Origin of the sequence: Streptococcus intermedius SK54 = ATCC 27335 (assembly GCF_000413475.1) — a bacterium.
In the GTDB taxonomy this organism is placed as follows: Bacteria; Bacillota; Bacilli; order Lactobacillales; family Streptococcaceae; genus Streptococcus; species Streptococcus intermedius.
The window spans coordinates 252729-268589 of the sequence record NZ_ATFK01000001.1 but is presented as its reverse complement, the minus strand read 5'-3'; the positions used below and the strand labels follow the sequence as shown (position 1 = coordinate 268589).

The 15861-nt window shown below is 34.3% G+C and carries 18 protein-coding genes; 3 read left to right on the top strand and 15 right to left on the bottom strand.

What is annotated here, in order from left to right; translation table 11 throughout:
* Positions 1-6: 6 nt before the first annotated feature.
* The 14 genes from HMPREF1654_RS01360 to HMPREF1654_RS01295 form a co-directional block, all read right to left on the bottom strand.
* A complete protein-coding gene (locus HMPREF1654_RS01360) occupies positions 7-1509 on the bottom strand; it encodes a YfcC family protein (RefSeq protein ID WP_003073321.1) in 1503 nt (500 codons plus the stop codon).
* Between the two features lie 237 nt (positions 1510-1746).
* Entirely contained in the window at positions 1747-2694 is a 948-nt protein-coding gene (gene arcC, locus HMPREF1654_RS01355; RefSeq protein ID WP_003073322.1) for a carbamate kinase, read from the bottom strand.
* 215 nt (positions 2695-2909) lie between these two features.
* A complete protein-coding gene (argF, locus tag HMPREF1654_RS01350; RefSeq protein ID WP_004233730.1) occupies positions 2910-3926 on the bottom strand; it encodes an ornithine carbamoyltransferase in 1017 nt (338 codons plus the stop codon).
* Between the two features lie 23 nt (positions 3927-3949).
* Complete coding sequence (arcA, locus tag HMPREF1654_RS01345; protein WP_003078115.1) at positions 3950-5179, bottom strand: arginine deiminase; 1230 nt, start codon at positions 5177-5179, stop codon at positions 3950-3952.
* A gap of 307 nt (positions 5180-5486) precedes the next feature.
* Positions 5487-6173 carry a Crp/Fnr family transcriptional regulator gene (locus HMPREF1654_RS01340; protein ID WP_004233814.1) on the bottom strand — a complete coding sequence of 229 codons (687 nt, stop codon included), beginning with the start codon at positions 6171-6173 and terminating at the stop codon, positions 5487-5489.
* Between the two features lie 133 nt (positions 6174-6306).
* On the bottom strand, positions 6307-7368 hold the full coding sequence (locus tag HMPREF1654_RS01335) for a serine hydrolase (protein ID WP_014829605.1): 1062 nt from the start codon (positions 7366-7368) through the stop codon (positions 6307-6309).
* A 104-nt stretch (positions 7369-7472) separates the two neighbouring features.
* Entirely contained in the window at positions 7473-8522 is a 1050-nt protein-coding gene (locus HMPREF1654_RS01330) for a DUF6568 family protein (RefSeq protein WP_004233722.1), read from the bottom strand.
* A gap of 452 nt (positions 8523-8974) precedes the next feature.
* Positions 8975-9205, bottom strand: a complete 231-nt coding sequence (locus tag HMPREF1654_RS01325) for a Blp family class II bacteriocin (RefSeq protein WP_004233981.1) — start codon at positions 9203-9205, stop codon at positions 8975-8977.
* Positions 9206-9981: 776 nt separating this feature from the next.
* Positions 9982-10128, bottom strand: a complete 147-nt coding sequence (locus HMPREF1654_RS10005; protein WP_004233732.1) for a hypothetical protein — start codon at positions 10126-10128, stop codon at positions 9982-9984.
* A gap of 415 nt (positions 10129-10543) precedes the next feature.
* Positions 10544-10768, bottom strand: coding sequence for a Blp family class II bacteriocin (locus HMPREF1654_RS01315; protein ID WP_004234003.1), 225 nt, complete (start codon positions 10766-10768; stop codon positions 10544-10546).
* A gap of 93 nt (positions 10769-10861) precedes the next feature.
* The gene (locus HMPREF1654_RS01310) at positions 10862-11155 is read right to left on the bottom strand and encodes a bacteriocin immunity protein (protein WP_004233800.1); all 294 of its coding nucleotides are present in this window, start codon (positions 11153-11155) and stop codon (positions 10862-10864) included.
* Between the two features lie 227 nt (positions 11156-11382).
* Positions 11383-11598: a bacteriocin class II family protein gene (locus HMPREF1654_RS01305; protein WP_004233876.1), complete on the bottom strand. Its 216-nt coding sequence runs from the start codon at positions 11596-11598 to the stop codon at positions 11383-11385.
* A 229-nt stretch (positions 11599-11827) separates the two neighbouring features.
* Positions 11828-12148: a hypothetical protein gene (locus HMPREF1654_RS01300; RefSeq protein WP_003073339.1), complete on the bottom strand. Its 321-nt coding sequence runs from the start codon at positions 12146-12148 to the stop codon at positions 11828-11830.
* 35 nt (positions 12149-12183) lie between these two features.
* A complete protein-coding gene (locus HMPREF1654_RS01295) occupies positions 12184-12411 on the bottom strand; it encodes a bacteriocin (RefSeq protein WP_004233901.1) in 228 nt (75 codons plus the stop codon).
* A 231-nt stretch (positions 12412-12642) separates the two neighbouring features.
* On the opposite strand from HMPREF1654_RS01295, the gene HMPREF1654_RS01290 reads away from it, so the two are divergent.
* From HMPREF1654_RS01290 to HMPREF1654_RS01280, 3 genes are all read left to right on the top strand, one after another.
* Positions 12643-13356, top strand: coding sequence for a CPBP family intramembrane glutamic endopeptidase (locus tag HMPREF1654_RS01290; protein ID WP_004233848.1), 714 nt, complete (start codon positions 12643-12645; stop codon positions 13354-13356).
* A 168-nt stretch (positions 13357-13524) separates the two neighbouring features.
* A complete protein-coding gene (locus tag HMPREF1654_RS01285; protein ID WP_037589556.1) occupies positions 13525-14271 on the top strand; it encodes a response regulator transcription factor in 747 nt (248 codons plus the stop codon).
* 1 nt (position 14272) lies between these two features.
* Positions 14273-15589, top strand: a complete 1317-nt coding sequence (locus HMPREF1654_RS01280) for a sensor histidine kinase (protein ID WP_014829603.1) — start codon at positions 14273-14275, stop codon at positions 15587-15589.
* Between the two features lie 80 nt (positions 15590-15669).
* Here the strand turns inward: HMPREF1654_RS01280 and HMPREF1654_RS01275 are convergent, their stop codons facing one another.
* Positions 15670-15804 carry a ComC/BlpC family leader-containing pheromone/bacteriocin gene (locus tag HMPREF1654_RS01275; protein ID WP_004233948.1) on the bottom strand — a complete coding sequence of 45 codons (135 nt, stop codon included), beginning with the start codon at positions 15802-15804 and terminating at the stop codon, positions 15670-15672.
* Between the last annotated feature and the right edge of the window lie 57 nt (positions 15805-15861).

Below are 15861 nucleotides of genomic sequence, written 5' to 3'. Positions count from 1 at the left end.
TGTGAGTTAGAAAAATGTTCCTAAAATTAGAAGTAGAATACTTACTACAAATATTACAGCAACTAATTTTCCAACAAACTTCCACCAAGTACCTAATTCAATACGTCCAAGAGCTAGAGCTCCCATTACAATACCAGAAGTTGGTGTAATCAGGTTCAAAAGCCCAGAAGCTGACTGGTAAGCTGTAATAATCAAACTTGCTTGCACATTGACAAATTTTCCAAGTGGTGCCATAATTCCCATTGTTGCACTGGCAAGACCAGAGGTTGATGGGATAAGGAATGACATTGGCAGATAGAATAGGTAAGTCAATACAATGAATACTTGAGATGATAGACCCTTGAGTCCGACTTCACCCCAGTGAAGGATTGTAGCAGTAATCATACCATCATTCATAATGACTTGAATACCACGAGCAACGGCTACGATAAGCGCAACACCAAGCAGATCAGCTGCACCATTGATAAATACAGTAATGAAGCGATCTTCTTTCATGCGGTAAACAAAACCAATAACAATAGCCATCACAGCAAAGAGCATTGCCCCTTCTGGGAAGTACCAAGTACCCAAAGCAGATGTCGAACTACCAACAATCTTACCAATGAATGGAAGTCCAACCAACCATTTATTGAAACTTTCAAAAACAGTTACCTTCAAGTCTGTCCATGGAATAAAACTCATAATCATGAGAACAAAGGTCAAGACAAAAAGTACCAAAACTTGTTTTTGTTTTTTGCTAAGAGTGGATTCTACCTTGGCAACTCCATCTACATTAAAATGTTTCAAATCTTCTTCACGATGACTGTAAACCAATGATTTTGTAGGATCTTTTTGGATTTTATCTGCATAACGATAAACGAAATAAGTACCCAAAGCTGTCATCACAACAAAGAAGATCAAACGAAGTAAGATACCATCACCAGTACCAACTCCTGCTGTTGCAGAAGCAATACCTGTCGCAAATGGATTCAGAGTAGAAGCTAAACAACCAATTTGAGAACCAAGAAGGATAATTGCTACCGCGGTCAAACTATCAAACCCTACTGCCATCATAACTGGCACAAGAAGTGGATAGAAAGCCATAGTTTCTTCGCCCATACCATAAGTTGAGCCACCAAGAGCAAACAAAGGCATTAAAACGACAATCAACATCTTTTCGCGACCTTTGTACTTCTTGACAATAGAAGCAATCCCTACATCCAAAGCACCTGTTTCATTCACTACGCCAAGGAAACCGCCGACCATCAAGATAAAGAAGGCAACATCAATTGCTGCTGCAGTTGGCTCTTTCCCAAGCATCGCACGAATAGGAGCCATCAAGACATCCCAAATCCCTTGTGGATTTTGAGAAACTGTCTTGTAAGTTCCTGTAATTAAATTACCAGCTTTATCGGCATTGTATTGACCAGCAGGAATAATCCAAGTCAACACAGCCATAATTGCAATGATAATCATCAAAACGGAATAAGATGACGGCATCTTAAACCCTTTTTTTGTTTTTTCACTCATTTGTTTTCCTCCTAAATGTAACAAAGTGTAAAAATTTAGCTGAATCCCATTTTCAGAAAGCGCTTCCTTTGAAGTTTATTTTAACATATTCAACTGAAAAAAACTAGTAATTCTCTAAAAAATTTTCATTTTTTAACAATAAAATAAGGCAAAAGAAAGCAAATTTAAAAATAGGAAACACCGATATTATTTTAAAAGTTTTATTACAATTTTAAACGAAGCAATGATATCACTCTGCTATCCTTTTTCAATAATCGTTCCACTTTCAGACTCAATCAAAGCACCTAAGTTTTCAAGAGAAGTAATGACAGCTTCACCTTCTGGTCGATCATTGACAAAAGCAATAGCTGCTTGCACTTTTGGTAACATGCTTCCTGGTGCAAATTGATTTTGTTCAATGTAGTCTTCCAATTGAGCTACATTAACACGCTCTAACTTAGTTTGATTTGGCTTATTATAGTTAACATAGACATAATCCACACCTGTCAAAACAATAAAGAGATCTGCTTCGACCAATTCCGCCAGACATTGTGAAGCAAAGTCTTTGTCAATTACTGCTTCTACACCTGCAAGATGACCATTGTCTTCCTTGATAACAGGAATGCCGCCACCACCAGCAGCTACAACGACATGTCCAGCATTGATAAGCGTACGAATGGTTTCAATTTCTTTGATTCCAACTGGTTTTGGTGACGCAACGACCTTTCTCCAGCCACGTCCAGCATCTTCTTTGAAAGTTGCACCACTCTTTTCAGCTTCTGCTTTTGCTTCTTCTTCTGTATAAAATGGCCCGATTGGTTTGCTCAGATTTGTGAAAGCTGGATCCTTTTTATCAACCACTACTTGTGTCACAACCGAAGCCACTTCTTTTTCAATACCTTCTTCACGTAAAGCGTTTTGAAGAGCATTTTGCAACCAGTAGCCAATACTTCCTTCTGTCATCGCAACAAGCGAGTCAAGTGGAAAAGCTGGATTTTTTTCAGAATCTGCTGCTAAATGTTGTAACAAAAGATTTCCAACTTGTGGTCCATTACCGTGAGTGATAATCAAGTCGTCACCATTTTTAATCAATTTCACAAGATGACTTGCTGTTTCTGCCAATGCTTCCTGTTGTGCTTTTGCTGATGGATCAGATGAAAGGATGGCATTTCCTCCCAAAGCCACAACAATTTTACGATTTGCCATAAATAGTTGTCCTCCTTTTAGAGTTGCTTTTATAGTGCTTTTCCATTCTAATGTCAACAACGAACTCCAGATATAAGTTGTTTTTGAACCTATAACATTCATTTTGTTGTCAATAATAATGTTACTGTTGATACGAGCACTATTAAAAATGAGGACTGGACTAAAGCTATTAGTCGCAGCCCTCATAGCTGTTGGTAAACGGTTTTGGTTTTAAATTATACTTTTGGAATATAAAGGTTACCAAGAGTTGCTGCCATAACTGCTTTAATAGTATGCATACGGTTTTCAGCTTGGTCAAATTGGCGAGCGTATTTGCTGCGGAATACTTCGTCAGTTACTTCCATTTCTTCAACGCCGAATTTTTCAGCAACATCTTTACCATAGACAGTATTTGTATCATGGAAAGCTGGTAAGCAGTGTAAGAAAATTAAATCTTCATTATCAGCTTTCTTGATCAAGTCCATATTTACTTGATAAGGTTTCAACAGTGCGACACGTTCTGCAAATTTATCTTCTTCACCCATAGATACCCAAACATCTGTATAAAGTACATCTGCACCTTTAACAGCTTCATCTGCATTGTCAGTGATTAAGACATGTGCACCACTTTCTTTTGCGTATCCTTCTGCTAATTTCACAATATCATCAGCTGGGAAAAGTTCTTTTGGAGAGAAGATATGAACATTGACACCTAGGATAGCCCCCGTTACAAGAAGGCTATTTGCAACGTTATTACGTCCGTCACCACAGTAGACAAGAGTTAATCCTTCTAGGCGACCAAAGTTTTCTTGAACCGTTAAATAGTCAGCTAGCATTTGAGTTGGATGCCATTCATCTGTCAAACCATTCCATACTGGTACACCTGAGAATTCTGCCAATTCTTCTACCATACGTTGACTAAATCCACGGAATTCAATCCCGTCAAACATACGTCCCAATACTTTAGCCGTATCTTCAGTAGATTCTTTCTTACCAAGTTGAATATCATTAGCTCCTAGGTACTCTGGATGAGCACCAAGGTCAATAGCTGCTGTTGTAAACGCTGCACGAGTACGAGTTGATGTTTTTTCAAACAAGAGAGCAATATTTTTACCTGCTAGATAATGATGTTCAATATTGCGTTTCTTCAAATCTTTCAAGTGAGCTGCTAAACCAATAAGGTATTCTAATTCCGCACGTGTGAAATCTTTTTCTGCCAAGAAGCTACGTCCTTGGAACACTGAGTTTGTCATTCTATTATTTCCTCTTTCTAATCTTAAAGTTCTTCACGTTCAAATGGCATTGACATACAACGAGGTCCACCACGACCGCGAACCAATTCACTTCCGCGAATCTTAATCAAACGAAGGCCATATTCTTCCAAAATCTTGTTGGTAACGACGTTACGATCATACACAACAACAACTCCTGGAGCGATTGTCAAAGTATTTGAACCATCATTCCATTGTTCACGCGCAGCAGCAACAGTATTTCCACCACCACAACGAATCAAATGAACTTTATCAATACCAAGATTCTTAGCAAGCAATTCTGCTAAATCACCTTTTTCTTCTGCAATATGAAGTTTTTCATTTTCATAAGTAACAGAATAAACGCGAAGATCGCCTTCAATTTCTGGGTGAATAGTGAATTTATCATAATCAACCATTGTGAAGACCGTATCTAAGTGCATGAATTTACGATTATTAGCAAATTCAAATGCAATCACTTTCTTAAAGCCAACATTCTTCTTAAAGATATTGACCAAGAGTTTTTCAATAGATGCTGCGTCTGTACGTTGTGAAATACCTACTGCAAGAACATCTTTAGAAAGAACAAGCTCATCTCCACCTTCGATCCGAGTTGTTTCTTCACGGTTATAAACCAATTCAACATTGCCACCATATACTGGATGGTGTTTAAAAATGTATTTACCATAAAGTGTTTCACGATTACGTGTGTCTGAGTACATATGGTTCAATGATACAGCATTACCAATCGTTGCAAATGGATCACGTGTGAAATAAAGGTTTGGCATCGGATCAATCGCAAATGGATAGTCAGATTCAACCAAGTCTGTCAAGCCTTTTGCTTCTTCAGGAATTTCTGGCAATTCTGCTTTTTGGAAGCCTGCCATTGTCTTTTCAACCAGTTCAAGATTGTCTTCTATGCCATGAAGGATATCTCGAATAGCCACTTTTGTTTGTACTCCACGAATATTTGCTTCATTCAAATATTCTTCAATAAATTCATTACGAATTTCTGGAGACGTTAATGACTCAGCAGTCAATTTTTCAAGGTATAAAACTTCAATACCTTCTTTACGAAGAGCGTCCGCAAAAGCATCATGCTCTTTCTGCGCATCTTCCAAGAATGGAATATCATCAAAAAGCAGACGTTCCAAATGGTCTGGCATCAAATTTTCTAACTCTTTACCAGGACGATGTAGCATAACTTTTTTCAGTTTTCCTATTTCTGAAAAAACATGAATAGGATGTGTAGACATCTTATGTCCTCCTCTTTTTCTTTGTGACTTAAGTTTCCTTAAGCTCTATTTACATGTTTTATTGTAATACCTTTTGTTTGCGCTTTCACAATCGATTATACATTTAAAATGCCAAATCCTTTGCTTTTTTTAAAAGAAATTCTAATATTATTTCAAAATAAAACGCTTTCTATGAATATTTTGTGCATTTTATGAGTTTTATAAATAATTATTTTTTGAAAATAAATCAAGTTTTTAAACTTATCTCCTTCGAAACTAAAAAGAAGAGCAAAAATTGCGTCTTCAATTGCAATTCTGCCCTTCTTTTCTATACATCTTCAAAATATTTTGAAAAGTATTCTTTTTTCAAAAAGATAAGTTTTTTTCGATTATATTGAATAATATGTTCTTCTGTTAGTTTTTTCAATACTTGATTCACCGTTTCACGAGTGGTTGCCCCTAATTTAGCCAACTCTTTCATACTGAGTGCAAAAGGAATATCATCTCTATCTTGACAAAAATCAATGCATAAAATTGAGATTGCTTGAATGACTCGCTCTGTCGCACTAGCTAAAGCAGAATTTCGCAAACGCAACTCATGAAAACGTAAAATATTTGACAGCTTGTGTGTGATGAATAACATCTGCTCTATCGTTTGTTTCGAATAGTATTCATACAAGTCAACAGGAATCGAAAAATATTCCAAATCTGTCACAGATACGCCAGAATAGTGGTAAGTCTCATCTTCAAAAATTCCTCCATAAGGAAACATAGTATTTTCTTTCACATAGTCAATGTAATTAAACGAATCTGTCTGATCATACTGCTCAATCCGAACATAGCCCTTATAAATTAAAAAAAGTCGCTCTCGCTTATCTCCAGAAAAGAAAATAATTTGCCCTTTTGGCACTTTACGAAATTGAAGCTCAACAGCTATTTTATCAAAATATTCAACTGGCAAATTTTTAAAAGCAGGATGTTCTCTAATGTAACGATAATGCTCTTTGTTAATCATGATGTTCTTGTAGTCCTCTTTACATTCTATTCTTAATTATAACATAAAAGGCCCTCCTCTAAAAGAGAGCCCTTACATTTTTAATGAAATTCTATCCTTTTGCCACAGTTTTTGATATCTAAATCTATATATTTTAATTCATATTCACACGATGCCATTCATTGATAACATAAGCTAATTGCCCAACTTGTGTAATACCGACACCGCTAATCTCATTGCTTTCGGAAGTCGTCCCCCCTAGACCTGCCGTATAAAGGGCAATCAAATAAGGCTTTGTCTCACATACAACTGCGTCTATATTCAGGGCTTCTGCAACGTAACCTGGCTTTTGATAAATTGGAATATCTCTTACATACCGTTTATAGTATTCGTTTGGAAAAGATTCACCGATATAATACAAAAGATCTTTATACTTTTCCTGATGTTTCCAAAGGTAATCCAAAACCTGAATATAATAGTCAGTCGTGGTTTGATTTTGTTGGTTGATCGTCTCAACTTCCCCCTTGCCTTTTCCATAGCGCTGATACATCGCGTAAACTTTATCCAAACCACCTAAGCGCTCAGCTAGAGCATAGGCTGGTGTATTTTCCGAATATAGAAGAGAATATTTCTGCATCTCAGGAATGCTCATCGTCCCATTAAACGCTGCTACATAATTATTGTGTTCACCGATATATTCATAGCGAGTATGTGTAATATCAAATCGCTCAGTCATCGATAAATTTCCTTTTTCTACCTCATCAACAACTAACATATTTAACGGTAATTTATAAGTTGAGCCAGCTGTCATCGGTTGTGTTTCATTCATAGCATAAGTTTGACCACTCGTTAAATCCTTATAAGAAAACGCAACTTGTGAATGATCTATTCCCATTTCATCTAGATATGCCTGTACAGCTTGAACCAAATTTAGATGAGCATAATCATAATACAAACCATAGGTTCCCATTACAGGTAGATCAGCTTCCATAACCTTCTGTTTTTCTTCCATACTCTTTGACGAGACCCGAGTAGATGATATTGACTCTTTTGAGGAGCTTCTCGTCTTTTCTTGACTAGCACTAACAGTGTAACTTGTAGCAACCCTTGTATGATGTGGCTTTCTAGCTTGACCAAAGTACACAGCACTTGACACTAATACACCACACATCATAAAGCAACTAATTAAACAAAAAATTGTTGTCTTTTTACTCACATACTCCTCCTAACTTATATACCTCATTATATAGGAAGAATGGACATTTGACAAGATGGAATGAACAGAATCATCATCCGTTTTTAATTCTTACTAATGATGATTCAATAGCGTTTTCTATCATTCAATCCTTTTCTCATCCCTAGGTAAAATAATAATGTAAGAAGAACCATTGCCAACCCAAATCGGAATAATCCTTTACTCTTTTTGATGCCAGTTTTGGGTAATTGCATGTTATTTTGAGTATATTTAATTTGCCTATTTGTTAATGGCGTTAAATTTTGATTCCTAGCATCTTCTTTATTTGACTCTGAACTGACACTAACGTCTTTTGGTAAAGATTCCTCATTGTTTTTTAAGTCAATAGAAGCTGGTGCTTGGCTTTGTTTAACTTTTTTGTCATTTTTATTCTCCTGATGTTGAGGGTTATCTTCTTGCTTTTTGCCTGCCGGTGCTTTATGAAAATACAGATAATCATAGAGTTCTTGAGCAGTGATACCTCCACCGACCCAACCAGAAGTTAATGTACCATTTTTAAGATAGAGTATCGTTGGGGTACCAGGAATACCAACTGTATTAAATAAAAATTCTTTTGCATGTTCATCAAAATCTTCACCATCTGTATTATAGTATTCTAATTTTCCACCTGTTAATTGATTAAACTTTTTTAGTTCAGGAGAAAATTGTCGACAAAAATAACAAGTTTCTCGTCCTACATAAATCGTATGTTCTTTATTATCCGAAGTAAAAGCTGAATAAACATCTTTTATCGTCGCCTTAGGAAGTTCAGCTATATTCTCACGATAAGTAGCAATAGCAACCTCTTTTGATTCTTGAGAATTTGGAACGCCATTTGCTGCAGAAGTTTTGTTTGAAGTAGAAGCAGATTTATTGTTTGTCAAGTTTTCCTTTTCTACAACTGTATCTTCCTTTGACTCTGGCATACTTACGGGTTTCGTATCTGTTACAATTGAATCTTGATTTGCGTCATTTTTAACAACGGCCCCCGTCGAAGCTTCAGACACTATTTCAGTTGTAGCTGTGCGTTGCTGTTCCTCTTTATGAACCCCATCAGCAAAAACCATGTCGTTTCTAAAAGCAAGCAATAGCACCGAACTAAATAAAAGTGATTTTAGCAATTGTTTTTTCATCATTTTAAACTCCTTTATGTTCTATTTACAGTATAATACAACTATCTCGGTTTCATTTTCAAAAATCCTAAAAGGTAGCTCTGATAGCCTGAATGGTAAAAAGTAAGAAACAGGAAAACAAACGAGCTGTCTTCCTGTCGATAATTTTCAATATCAAATGATAAATTTTCTTAAATATTTAAAATATGAACGAAAATATACCACAAATAGGATACTGATAGAAATGAAAGAATGATAATAAACTTCTTATGTGAAGTTACAAAATATATTATCAAGAGAACCAGTAAATATAATAAACTAATTAGTAAAAATTTTATCATCATCTTATTTTTTTGAGATTTTCTTACATTTATCCAGAAAGTAAATAATTGGTTTATCTAACCAAGTTAATATCATCATAGTGATAAAACCTAGTGCGAAACTTTTTATATCAAACATTTATTCCCCCATTTCACTTACCACCAACAAGTAGCTCCATAACCAACTCCACCAATAATAGCTCCCCCAACAGCTCCTGCAACTACTCCTTGCCATGTTCTGGTCTTGATTCCTAATCTCAATCCATTACCTGCACCACCAGCAATACCCGATTTTGCAAAATCACCCCAATTACAACCTCCTCCTTCAACACGTGCCAGCATTTCAGAGTTCAGCGCTTCAAATTTTTCTAATATTTTTATATTCATCATAATACCTATTTTGGGGCTCACTTTGTTCTATTTCAATCTAATAAACTTGGCAAAGCATTTTTATCCTTGTAGCTATCCAAATCTTGAATGGTATAAATCCTAAAATAGTCTACCAAAAACCAAAGGTTCTAAATAACGAATCACTTAGAACCTTTTTCTGAAAAATCGTTCCTTTTTTTTGATAAAATATTACATAAAATTCAATTTGTCACATAGTAAACCGAGGTAAAACATGTAGACAAGCAAGCATCACTATAGCTGACAAAGTAATAGCAGATATCAAAGTAACTTTATTATTAAGTTTTAATATTTTTATACAGATAAAAGCATAGACTGAACTCACTGCATAAGTTACAACAATCGCATAAAGCTGCTTCAAATCATGTGAGCAATAATCTAACAGCAAAGATCCTATCAAGCCACACAAAATGCAAAATTGTAGTTTTTTTAAATAGGTCATTATGTCCATCCTTCAATACGTGCTAGTATTTTAGAGTTTAATACGTCAAATTTTTCGAGTGATTTTATATTTATTATGAATACCTTTTTTATTATAAATATCATACTCTTCATACCAATAAAATTTATTTTTTAAATAGCAATTTAATATCTTAATACAAAATTTCCTATTTTTATTATAAGGTACAATCAATCTCTAATCTAACATGAATTTGTGTCAGTTTTTACCTTAATGATTGTTGAGAAAAGGGAATATGGATAACAAAATTAAGTCCAAAGAAATCACCTTTTTAAAGTCATTCTCATTTGTAAAATTAATGAGGAAACACTATACCTGCTATAGCTCCAGCTCCTGCAGCACCAGCTAAAAAGGTATTTGCACCACTTTTTCCTCCACCACTAATTTCAGAAAGCTGAACATCTGATAGCTCATTTACAACTTCACCTTTTAGATTTAACATAAAATTCTCACTCTCTTTCATTTTTTAATATATTATTATTTAAACACAAAATATAACCAACGGTATAAAATACAACAATAATATGACAATAGAAAAAGGACAAAATATTAGGAATATCTGAGAAGAAAATTTTATAACCAACAAATGTAATTATAACAATAGACATCGGTAATGTTTTTTTAACAAACTTTTTGTATAAATTAAAAGTTTTTGATAAAGTAATTTGAGGTCTATTCTGTTTGTATGCAAAATAATGAATTAATATTTCTAATACCAAACTAGAGAGACTAAGCTTTAGTATGTTAATCGCTCTAATCTTAAAATACATTCCTACTATAGTAATTAATATAATAGATATCAGCATTGTTATTATTACTCTCTGTGTATTCTTCATATTTGTTCCTTTTTAACCTCCTTAATGAGCTCGAATAATTGCCCAAGCTCCTGTACAATACTGTGCTCCTAAAATAGCACCTACAGCAGTTCCAACTCCAGGAAAAACACTACCTATCGTTCCACCTGCTACTATGCAAACAGCTAATGCCTGTGCTGCTTCCCCAGCTCCGATTTTTCCTCCTTCAACACTTGCTAGCATTTCAGAGTTCGGTACTTCAAATTTTTCGAGTGATTTTGTTTTCATGATGAATACCTCTACTTATATATGGTACTCTGGTCACCCTATATTTTATCTTAATTCTACAATATTCAGCTCAAAGAATAATCTTTCTGACATTCAACGAAATAAATTAGATAGCCAAAAGGGAACTGATATTAGACCTCTCTGTTTTGCTGGAGCAGATAGAATATTTTTTGATAAAGCAAGTATTTTTTTAGGGGCTTTATAGCAATGAGATATCAAATAGTAAGAAATCCTATCAGATAACTTAGCTGCTATAATATCTGCTTCTTCCCCTGCATCTAATTGGCGCTTCGCATTGGATATTAGTTTAAAACATTCTTCATTTTTCATCACGTCAGAATCTTTTAAAACTTCTTCCAAGTAGTATTTAAATTCCTTATTATTCATGAAAATGTCTACTTTCTATAGTATGAAATCTTACACCTATCAATGGTACTTATGTATTACATATATGTCAGTTTGATAATCAATAAATCTTCTAGTAATTCCTAATGAATATAGCATTATTGGAAAAAATACAAAAACAAATTTACAACTCTAAAAAGTTGGTTTCAAAAGAGTTCATTAACACAAAAGGCAGAAAATGAACCTTCTCCTAGTTTTCAACAGTAAGATTATGGTCTAGGAATCCATGGACCATAGTTAATCCAGCCATTGACAATGACTTTTCCTGCTATGCCCCAAATTTCTCTAGGATTTGACCAACATTTTAGAGTCCCATCATAACAGTACATTCCATTTCCCATACTAACTACTTTCTTTCCCCCTTCAACACTTGCCAGCATTTCAGAGTTCAGTACTTCAAATTTTTCGAGTGAGTTTGTATTCATGATGAATACCTCCTTTTTATTTTCATATTTTTATCCTGTTGCAACCTGACGAATCTAGTATAGCCTATAACATATTTTATAAATCTACAAATCCTGAATGATACTTCTGACGTCCTGAATAGTGATTGTTCTAAATTAATCTGCTAAAAATCAAAGACTCTAAGTGAATTATAACCTAGAGCCTTTTTAGAAATGCGATAAAAGTGGTCAGAAAAATCAATTTATTTATCTACAAATTCTCTTGAATACGGTATTCTTTTTCAAATGTTTTTTGAGAAACTACCCGATGATTGGTAACATCCAAATAATCACCAATATAGCCCAACACATACATACCATAACCTGCAAATCCACCACCTATTGTTCCAACTGTACCAATTTTTAAATTCTCCACAGTAGAAGGATTTAACCCTGCCATTAAAATCCGAAGATGATCGTCCAACCAATACAAGTAATTTTTAGCAAACGCTTCTTTCACCCAATCGGGTTGTTCAGCTTCTCTGCTAATTTTCCAAACATCAGCTATTTGATTTTTATAAATTGCTTTCATTTACACTCCTTCACATTTATTATTTATTTTAAAATTTAACAGAAATTGCAAGAATTCGGTGTTCCACCCGTACCAGATGGAGAACAAGAACATGCTCTAAAGTTTCTAGTTGCTCCCCCATTTAGTTGATCTAGAGTTGGTCCACCACCATCTAAAGCTCCCAAAACAGAACCAAAGAAATTGCCCCATCCAAAGCCCCCTTCAACACTTGCCAGCATTTCAGAGTTCAGTACTTCAAATTTTTCGAGTGATTTTGTATTCATGATGAATACCTCCTTTTTATTTTCATATTTTTGTCCTGTTGCAACCTGACGAATCTAGTATAGCATATAACATATTTTATAAATCTGCAAATCCTGAATGGTACTTCTGACATCCTGAATCGTATTTTTAACCATTTAGGACACCAAAGCTATCATTTGGGATTTCAATGAAATCTTTTATAAAAATTTTGTAGAATAAGAATATAAGGTTACCTCAAAATAGGAGATACGATGAAGAAATTAGCATTTTCACTCATTTTTATAATACTTTTTACTATTTTACTGGCAGGTTTTCCAGAAATTTTAGCCCTTCATATTGCTATTTTGTTTCAGTGGAATTTGGCAGCAGTTGGTGTTATGGTGTTGATTCAAGAGATGTTAATGCTGTTCTTCATTCTTTATCTCTTGAAACGAGCAAATTTATTCTCTATTTTTAAAAGGAAGAAAATCCATAAACGCGACATTATAGCTTTTCTTGCTTTACTGTTCATCCTTTTCTTTTTAGCAGATATAAGGAAAGACTTGGTGCAATATATGGCGCGAACGACTATGAATGCCAAACTTTACAGTAAGGTTGGTATCTGGAGTGGAGGAAAAATCTTTGATATTTGTAGTATTCTCATAACAGTATTGATCGCTCCGATTGTAGAAGAACTTTTTTATCGAGGGTATGTCATGTCTCGGTTCTTTACCAATTCAAACTATTATTTAGACGTCTTGCTTTCTGCTAGTCTATTTACGTTAGGACACATGATCTTGCTTCAGAGAGACTGGGTCAATCTCAGTTTTTACTTTTTAAGTGGATTGGCACTATCTCTATTTTACCGTTATAGTCAAAACATCCGACTTCAGATTCTTTTTCATGTATCATGGAATTTATATACTTTCATAGCCTCTATCTGGTATATCCTTTATAATTGGATTTATTTTCATTTCTTTTTTTAGTAAGCAAAAACAAACTGATAGCTATAAAGTGTTATCAGTTTGTTTATTTTTTGAATCTATCGAATATTTTTATATTTTGTTCTTGTGAACTTCCAATCCTTTTTATATAATAAATACTAGAATTACACATAATTCTTACATATTTTATCAATCGGGAACATTATGAAAATGAATATTTTTATTTTAGAAGATGATCTTACTCAACAATATTATATGGAGACTATTGTTGAAGAAATTATCGAAAAACATCGTCTTCAATATCACCATTTTGAAGTTTTTGGAAAACCTAAACAATTACTAGAAGCCATATCTGAGAAAGGAAGCCATCAGGTTTTCTTTTTGGATATTGAAATCAAAACTGAAGAAAAAAAGGGCTTAGACGTCGCCAAAAAGATACGCGAGATAGATCCTTATGCCATTATTGTCTTTGTAACCAGTCACTCTGAATTGATGCCGGCAGCGTTTAAACTGCAAGTCGGCGCCCTTGACTATCTTGACAAATCGTTATCAAAAGAAGCTTTGAAAAAACGGATCGAAACTGCGCTGCTACATACTGAAAACCTAACAGGCAAAGGCCTGGCAGACGATTCTCTTCTCTTTGAAACACCTCATACACAAATACAAGTGCCGTTTAAAGATATTCTTTACATTGAAACTTCCTCTCGTCCTCACCGTTTAGTACTTTACACACATAGAGGGCGTACGGAATTTACTGCCAATCTTTCAGATATGTTAAAAAAAGAAAAACGGTTCTACCAATGTCATCGTTCCTTTGTTGTTAACCCAGCTAATGTTCATCAAATGGATAAAGTAAATCATATCCTTCACTTCCAGAATGGTGCTACTTGTCTTGTTTCTAGATCAAAAATAAAAGGGTTAACAGAAGCTATTGCAGCCCTGCACCGGAGGGAATGATATGTATATACTATTACAACTTTTTGTAATTATATCAGAGATGGCTTGTGTACCTATTTTATATTCATTAATCAGCGGAAAGAAGTTCAATATATTAACCTATATTTCTATAATATTAGGCAATTTTATTATAGGTATTTTGTTAATGTCTACCCCTGAAAATTTTATAAATTATTTAATTCATCCAATTTATTTTATTGTGATTTCGTGGATACTTGGAAAAGAAGGAAGTACTACCTTAAAAATATTTTATGCACTTTTTCCTATTACTTTAATTAATATTTTACATCGCTTAATAGGAATTTTTATTCTTCCTTTGTTTGGAGTTAGTGTAAACATACTAAATGCTAGCTTACTGGGAAATAGACTTCTCTCTATTTTTACATCAGTGATAGCATTTGTATTTCTAAAAGGAAATCAATATCAGTTTCATAGTTTAGCGGACCAATCTATAAATTATAAAGACAAAAGAATTCTTGTTGTTACAAATGTGAGTATGGTATTGTACTATATCATTCTCCAACTATTGGCGTATATAGAATACACTAAATTTACAACAACTCTTTTTGTTAGAGAAGCATTGGTTATTATTTATCTAGTATTCTTTTTGATTATTACTAACCGACTGGACCTTCATTTACGGGAGAGAATCCAAAATGATTTAATGCTTCAAAAAGATTTACAGTTAAAAAACTTGGAAAACTACAGTCATCACATTGAAGAATTGTACACAGAAGTTCGGAGCTTTCGGCATGATTACGCAAATATTTTAACAACCTTGAAATTAGGAATTGAGCAAAATGATATAGGCATTGTAAAGAATGTTTATCATTCTGTTTTGAAAGATTCCAATAAGCGTTTTCGCAATCCCAAGTATGATATTGGACGGTTAGTCCATATCAAAAACGATGCCTTAAAAAGCCTGCTAGCTGCTAAATTTGCACAAGCTCAAGAGCATAATGTATCCGTTTCATTGGAAGTTCCAGAAGATATTTGTCCACAAGGAATGGAATTAGTTGACTTTATCACCATTGTCTCCATTTTGTGTGATAATGCGATTGAAGCTGCTGCTCCAACTATGACGATTGCTTATGTTTTGTCAGGAAACAAGCAGGTATTCTCCATTGAAAATGCTATAAAAGAAGAGCATATAGACATGTCTTATATTTTTGATGCGGGAGTTAGTTCTAAAGGATCTGGGCGAGGAATTGGATTATCAAATGTCTTAGCAATTCTGGATCGATATCCAAATGTTTCACTTGCTAGTACTAGCCAGAATCACTGCTTTCAGCACATCCTTGAGATTCATCTGAATTAGAGTTACAATAAAGAATTGAAAATCGTACATATACAAATAACCTCATCGCTTTGTTAAGCCCAATGAGGTTATTTGTATTTTTAGCCTAATGTATTATTTGAATCTCCCTTTGTTAAACTATTATATCCTGAAAAATGTTTTAGCAAGTCTTCCAACCAGCCGCCACCGACGACTTGTTCAAGTTCTTGACTTGTGAGTGTACGAAAATGATCCAATGTTTGTTTTTGTCCATAATAGAACCTCCTTTTTGATACATGTATTATTATAACCCG

Excerpts from the sequence above, each read along its gene's own strand:
- HMPREF1654_RS01325 (WP_004233981.1), bottom strand. The coding sequence starts at position 9,205 with ATGAATATAAAAATATTAGAAAAATTTGAAGCGCTGAACTCTGAAATG.
- arcA (WP_003078115.1), bottom strand. The coding sequence starts at position 5,179 with ATGTCTACACATCCTATTCATGTTTTTTCAGAAATAGGAAAACTGAAA.
- HMPREF1654_RS01305 (WP_004233876.1), bottom strand. The coding sequence starts at position 11,598 with ATGAATACAAACTCACTCGAAAAATTTGAAGTACTGAACTCTGAAATG.
- HMPREF1654_RS01290 (WP_004233848.1), top strand. The coding sequence starts at position 12,643 with ATGAAGAAATTAGCATTTTCACTCATTTTTATAATACTTTTTACTATT.
- HMPREF1654_RS01310 (WP_004233800.1), bottom strand. The coding sequence starts at position 11,155 with ATGAATAATAAGGAATTTAAATACTACTTGGAAGAAGTTTTAAAAGAT.
- HMPREF1654_RS01285 (WP_037589556.1), top strand. The coding sequence starts at position 13,525 with ATGAATATTTTTATTTTAGAAGATGATCTTACTCAACAATATTATATG.
- HMPREF1654_RS01315 (WP_004234003.1), bottom strand. The coding sequence starts at position 10,768 with ATGAAAACAAAATCACTCGAAAAATTTGAAGTACCGAACTCTGAAATG.
- HMPREF1654_RS01340 (WP_004233814.1), bottom strand. The coding sequence starts at position 6,173 with ATGATTAACAAAGAGCATTATCGTTACATTAGAGAACATCCTGCTTTT.
- HMPREF1654_RS01360 (WP_003073321.1), bottom strand. The coding sequence starts at position 1,509 with ATGAGTGAAAAAACAAAAAAAGGGTTTAAGATGCCGTCATCTTATTCC.
- HMPREF1654_RS01300 (WP_003073339.1), bottom strand. The coding sequence starts at position 12,148 with ATGAAAGCAATTTATAAAAATCAAATAGCTGATGTTTGGAAAATTAGC.
- HMPREF1654_RS01330 (WP_004233722.1), bottom strand. The coding sequence starts at position 8,522 with ATGATGAAAAAACAATTGCTAAAATCACTTTTATTTAGTTCGGTGCTA.
- arcC (WP_003073322.1), bottom strand. The coding sequence starts at position 2,694 with ATGGCAAATCGTAAAATTGTTGTGGCTTTGGGAGGAAATGCCATCCTT.
- HMPREF1654_RS01295 (WP_004233901.1), bottom strand. The coding sequence starts at position 12,411 with ATGAATACAAAATCACTCGAAAAATTTGAAGTACTGAACTCTGAAATG.
- argF (WP_004233730.1), bottom strand. The coding sequence starts at position 3,926 with ATGACAAACTCAGTGTTCCAAGGACGTAGCTTCTTGGCAGAAAAAGAT.
- HMPREF1654_RS01280 (WP_014829603.1), top strand. The coding sequence starts at position 14,273 with ATGTATATACTATTACAACTTTTTGTAATTATATCAGAGATGGCTTGT.
- HMPREF1654_RS10005 (WP_004233732.1), bottom strand. The coding sequence starts at position 10,128 with ATGTTAAATCTAAAAGGTGAAGTTGTAAATGAGCTATCAGATGTTCAG.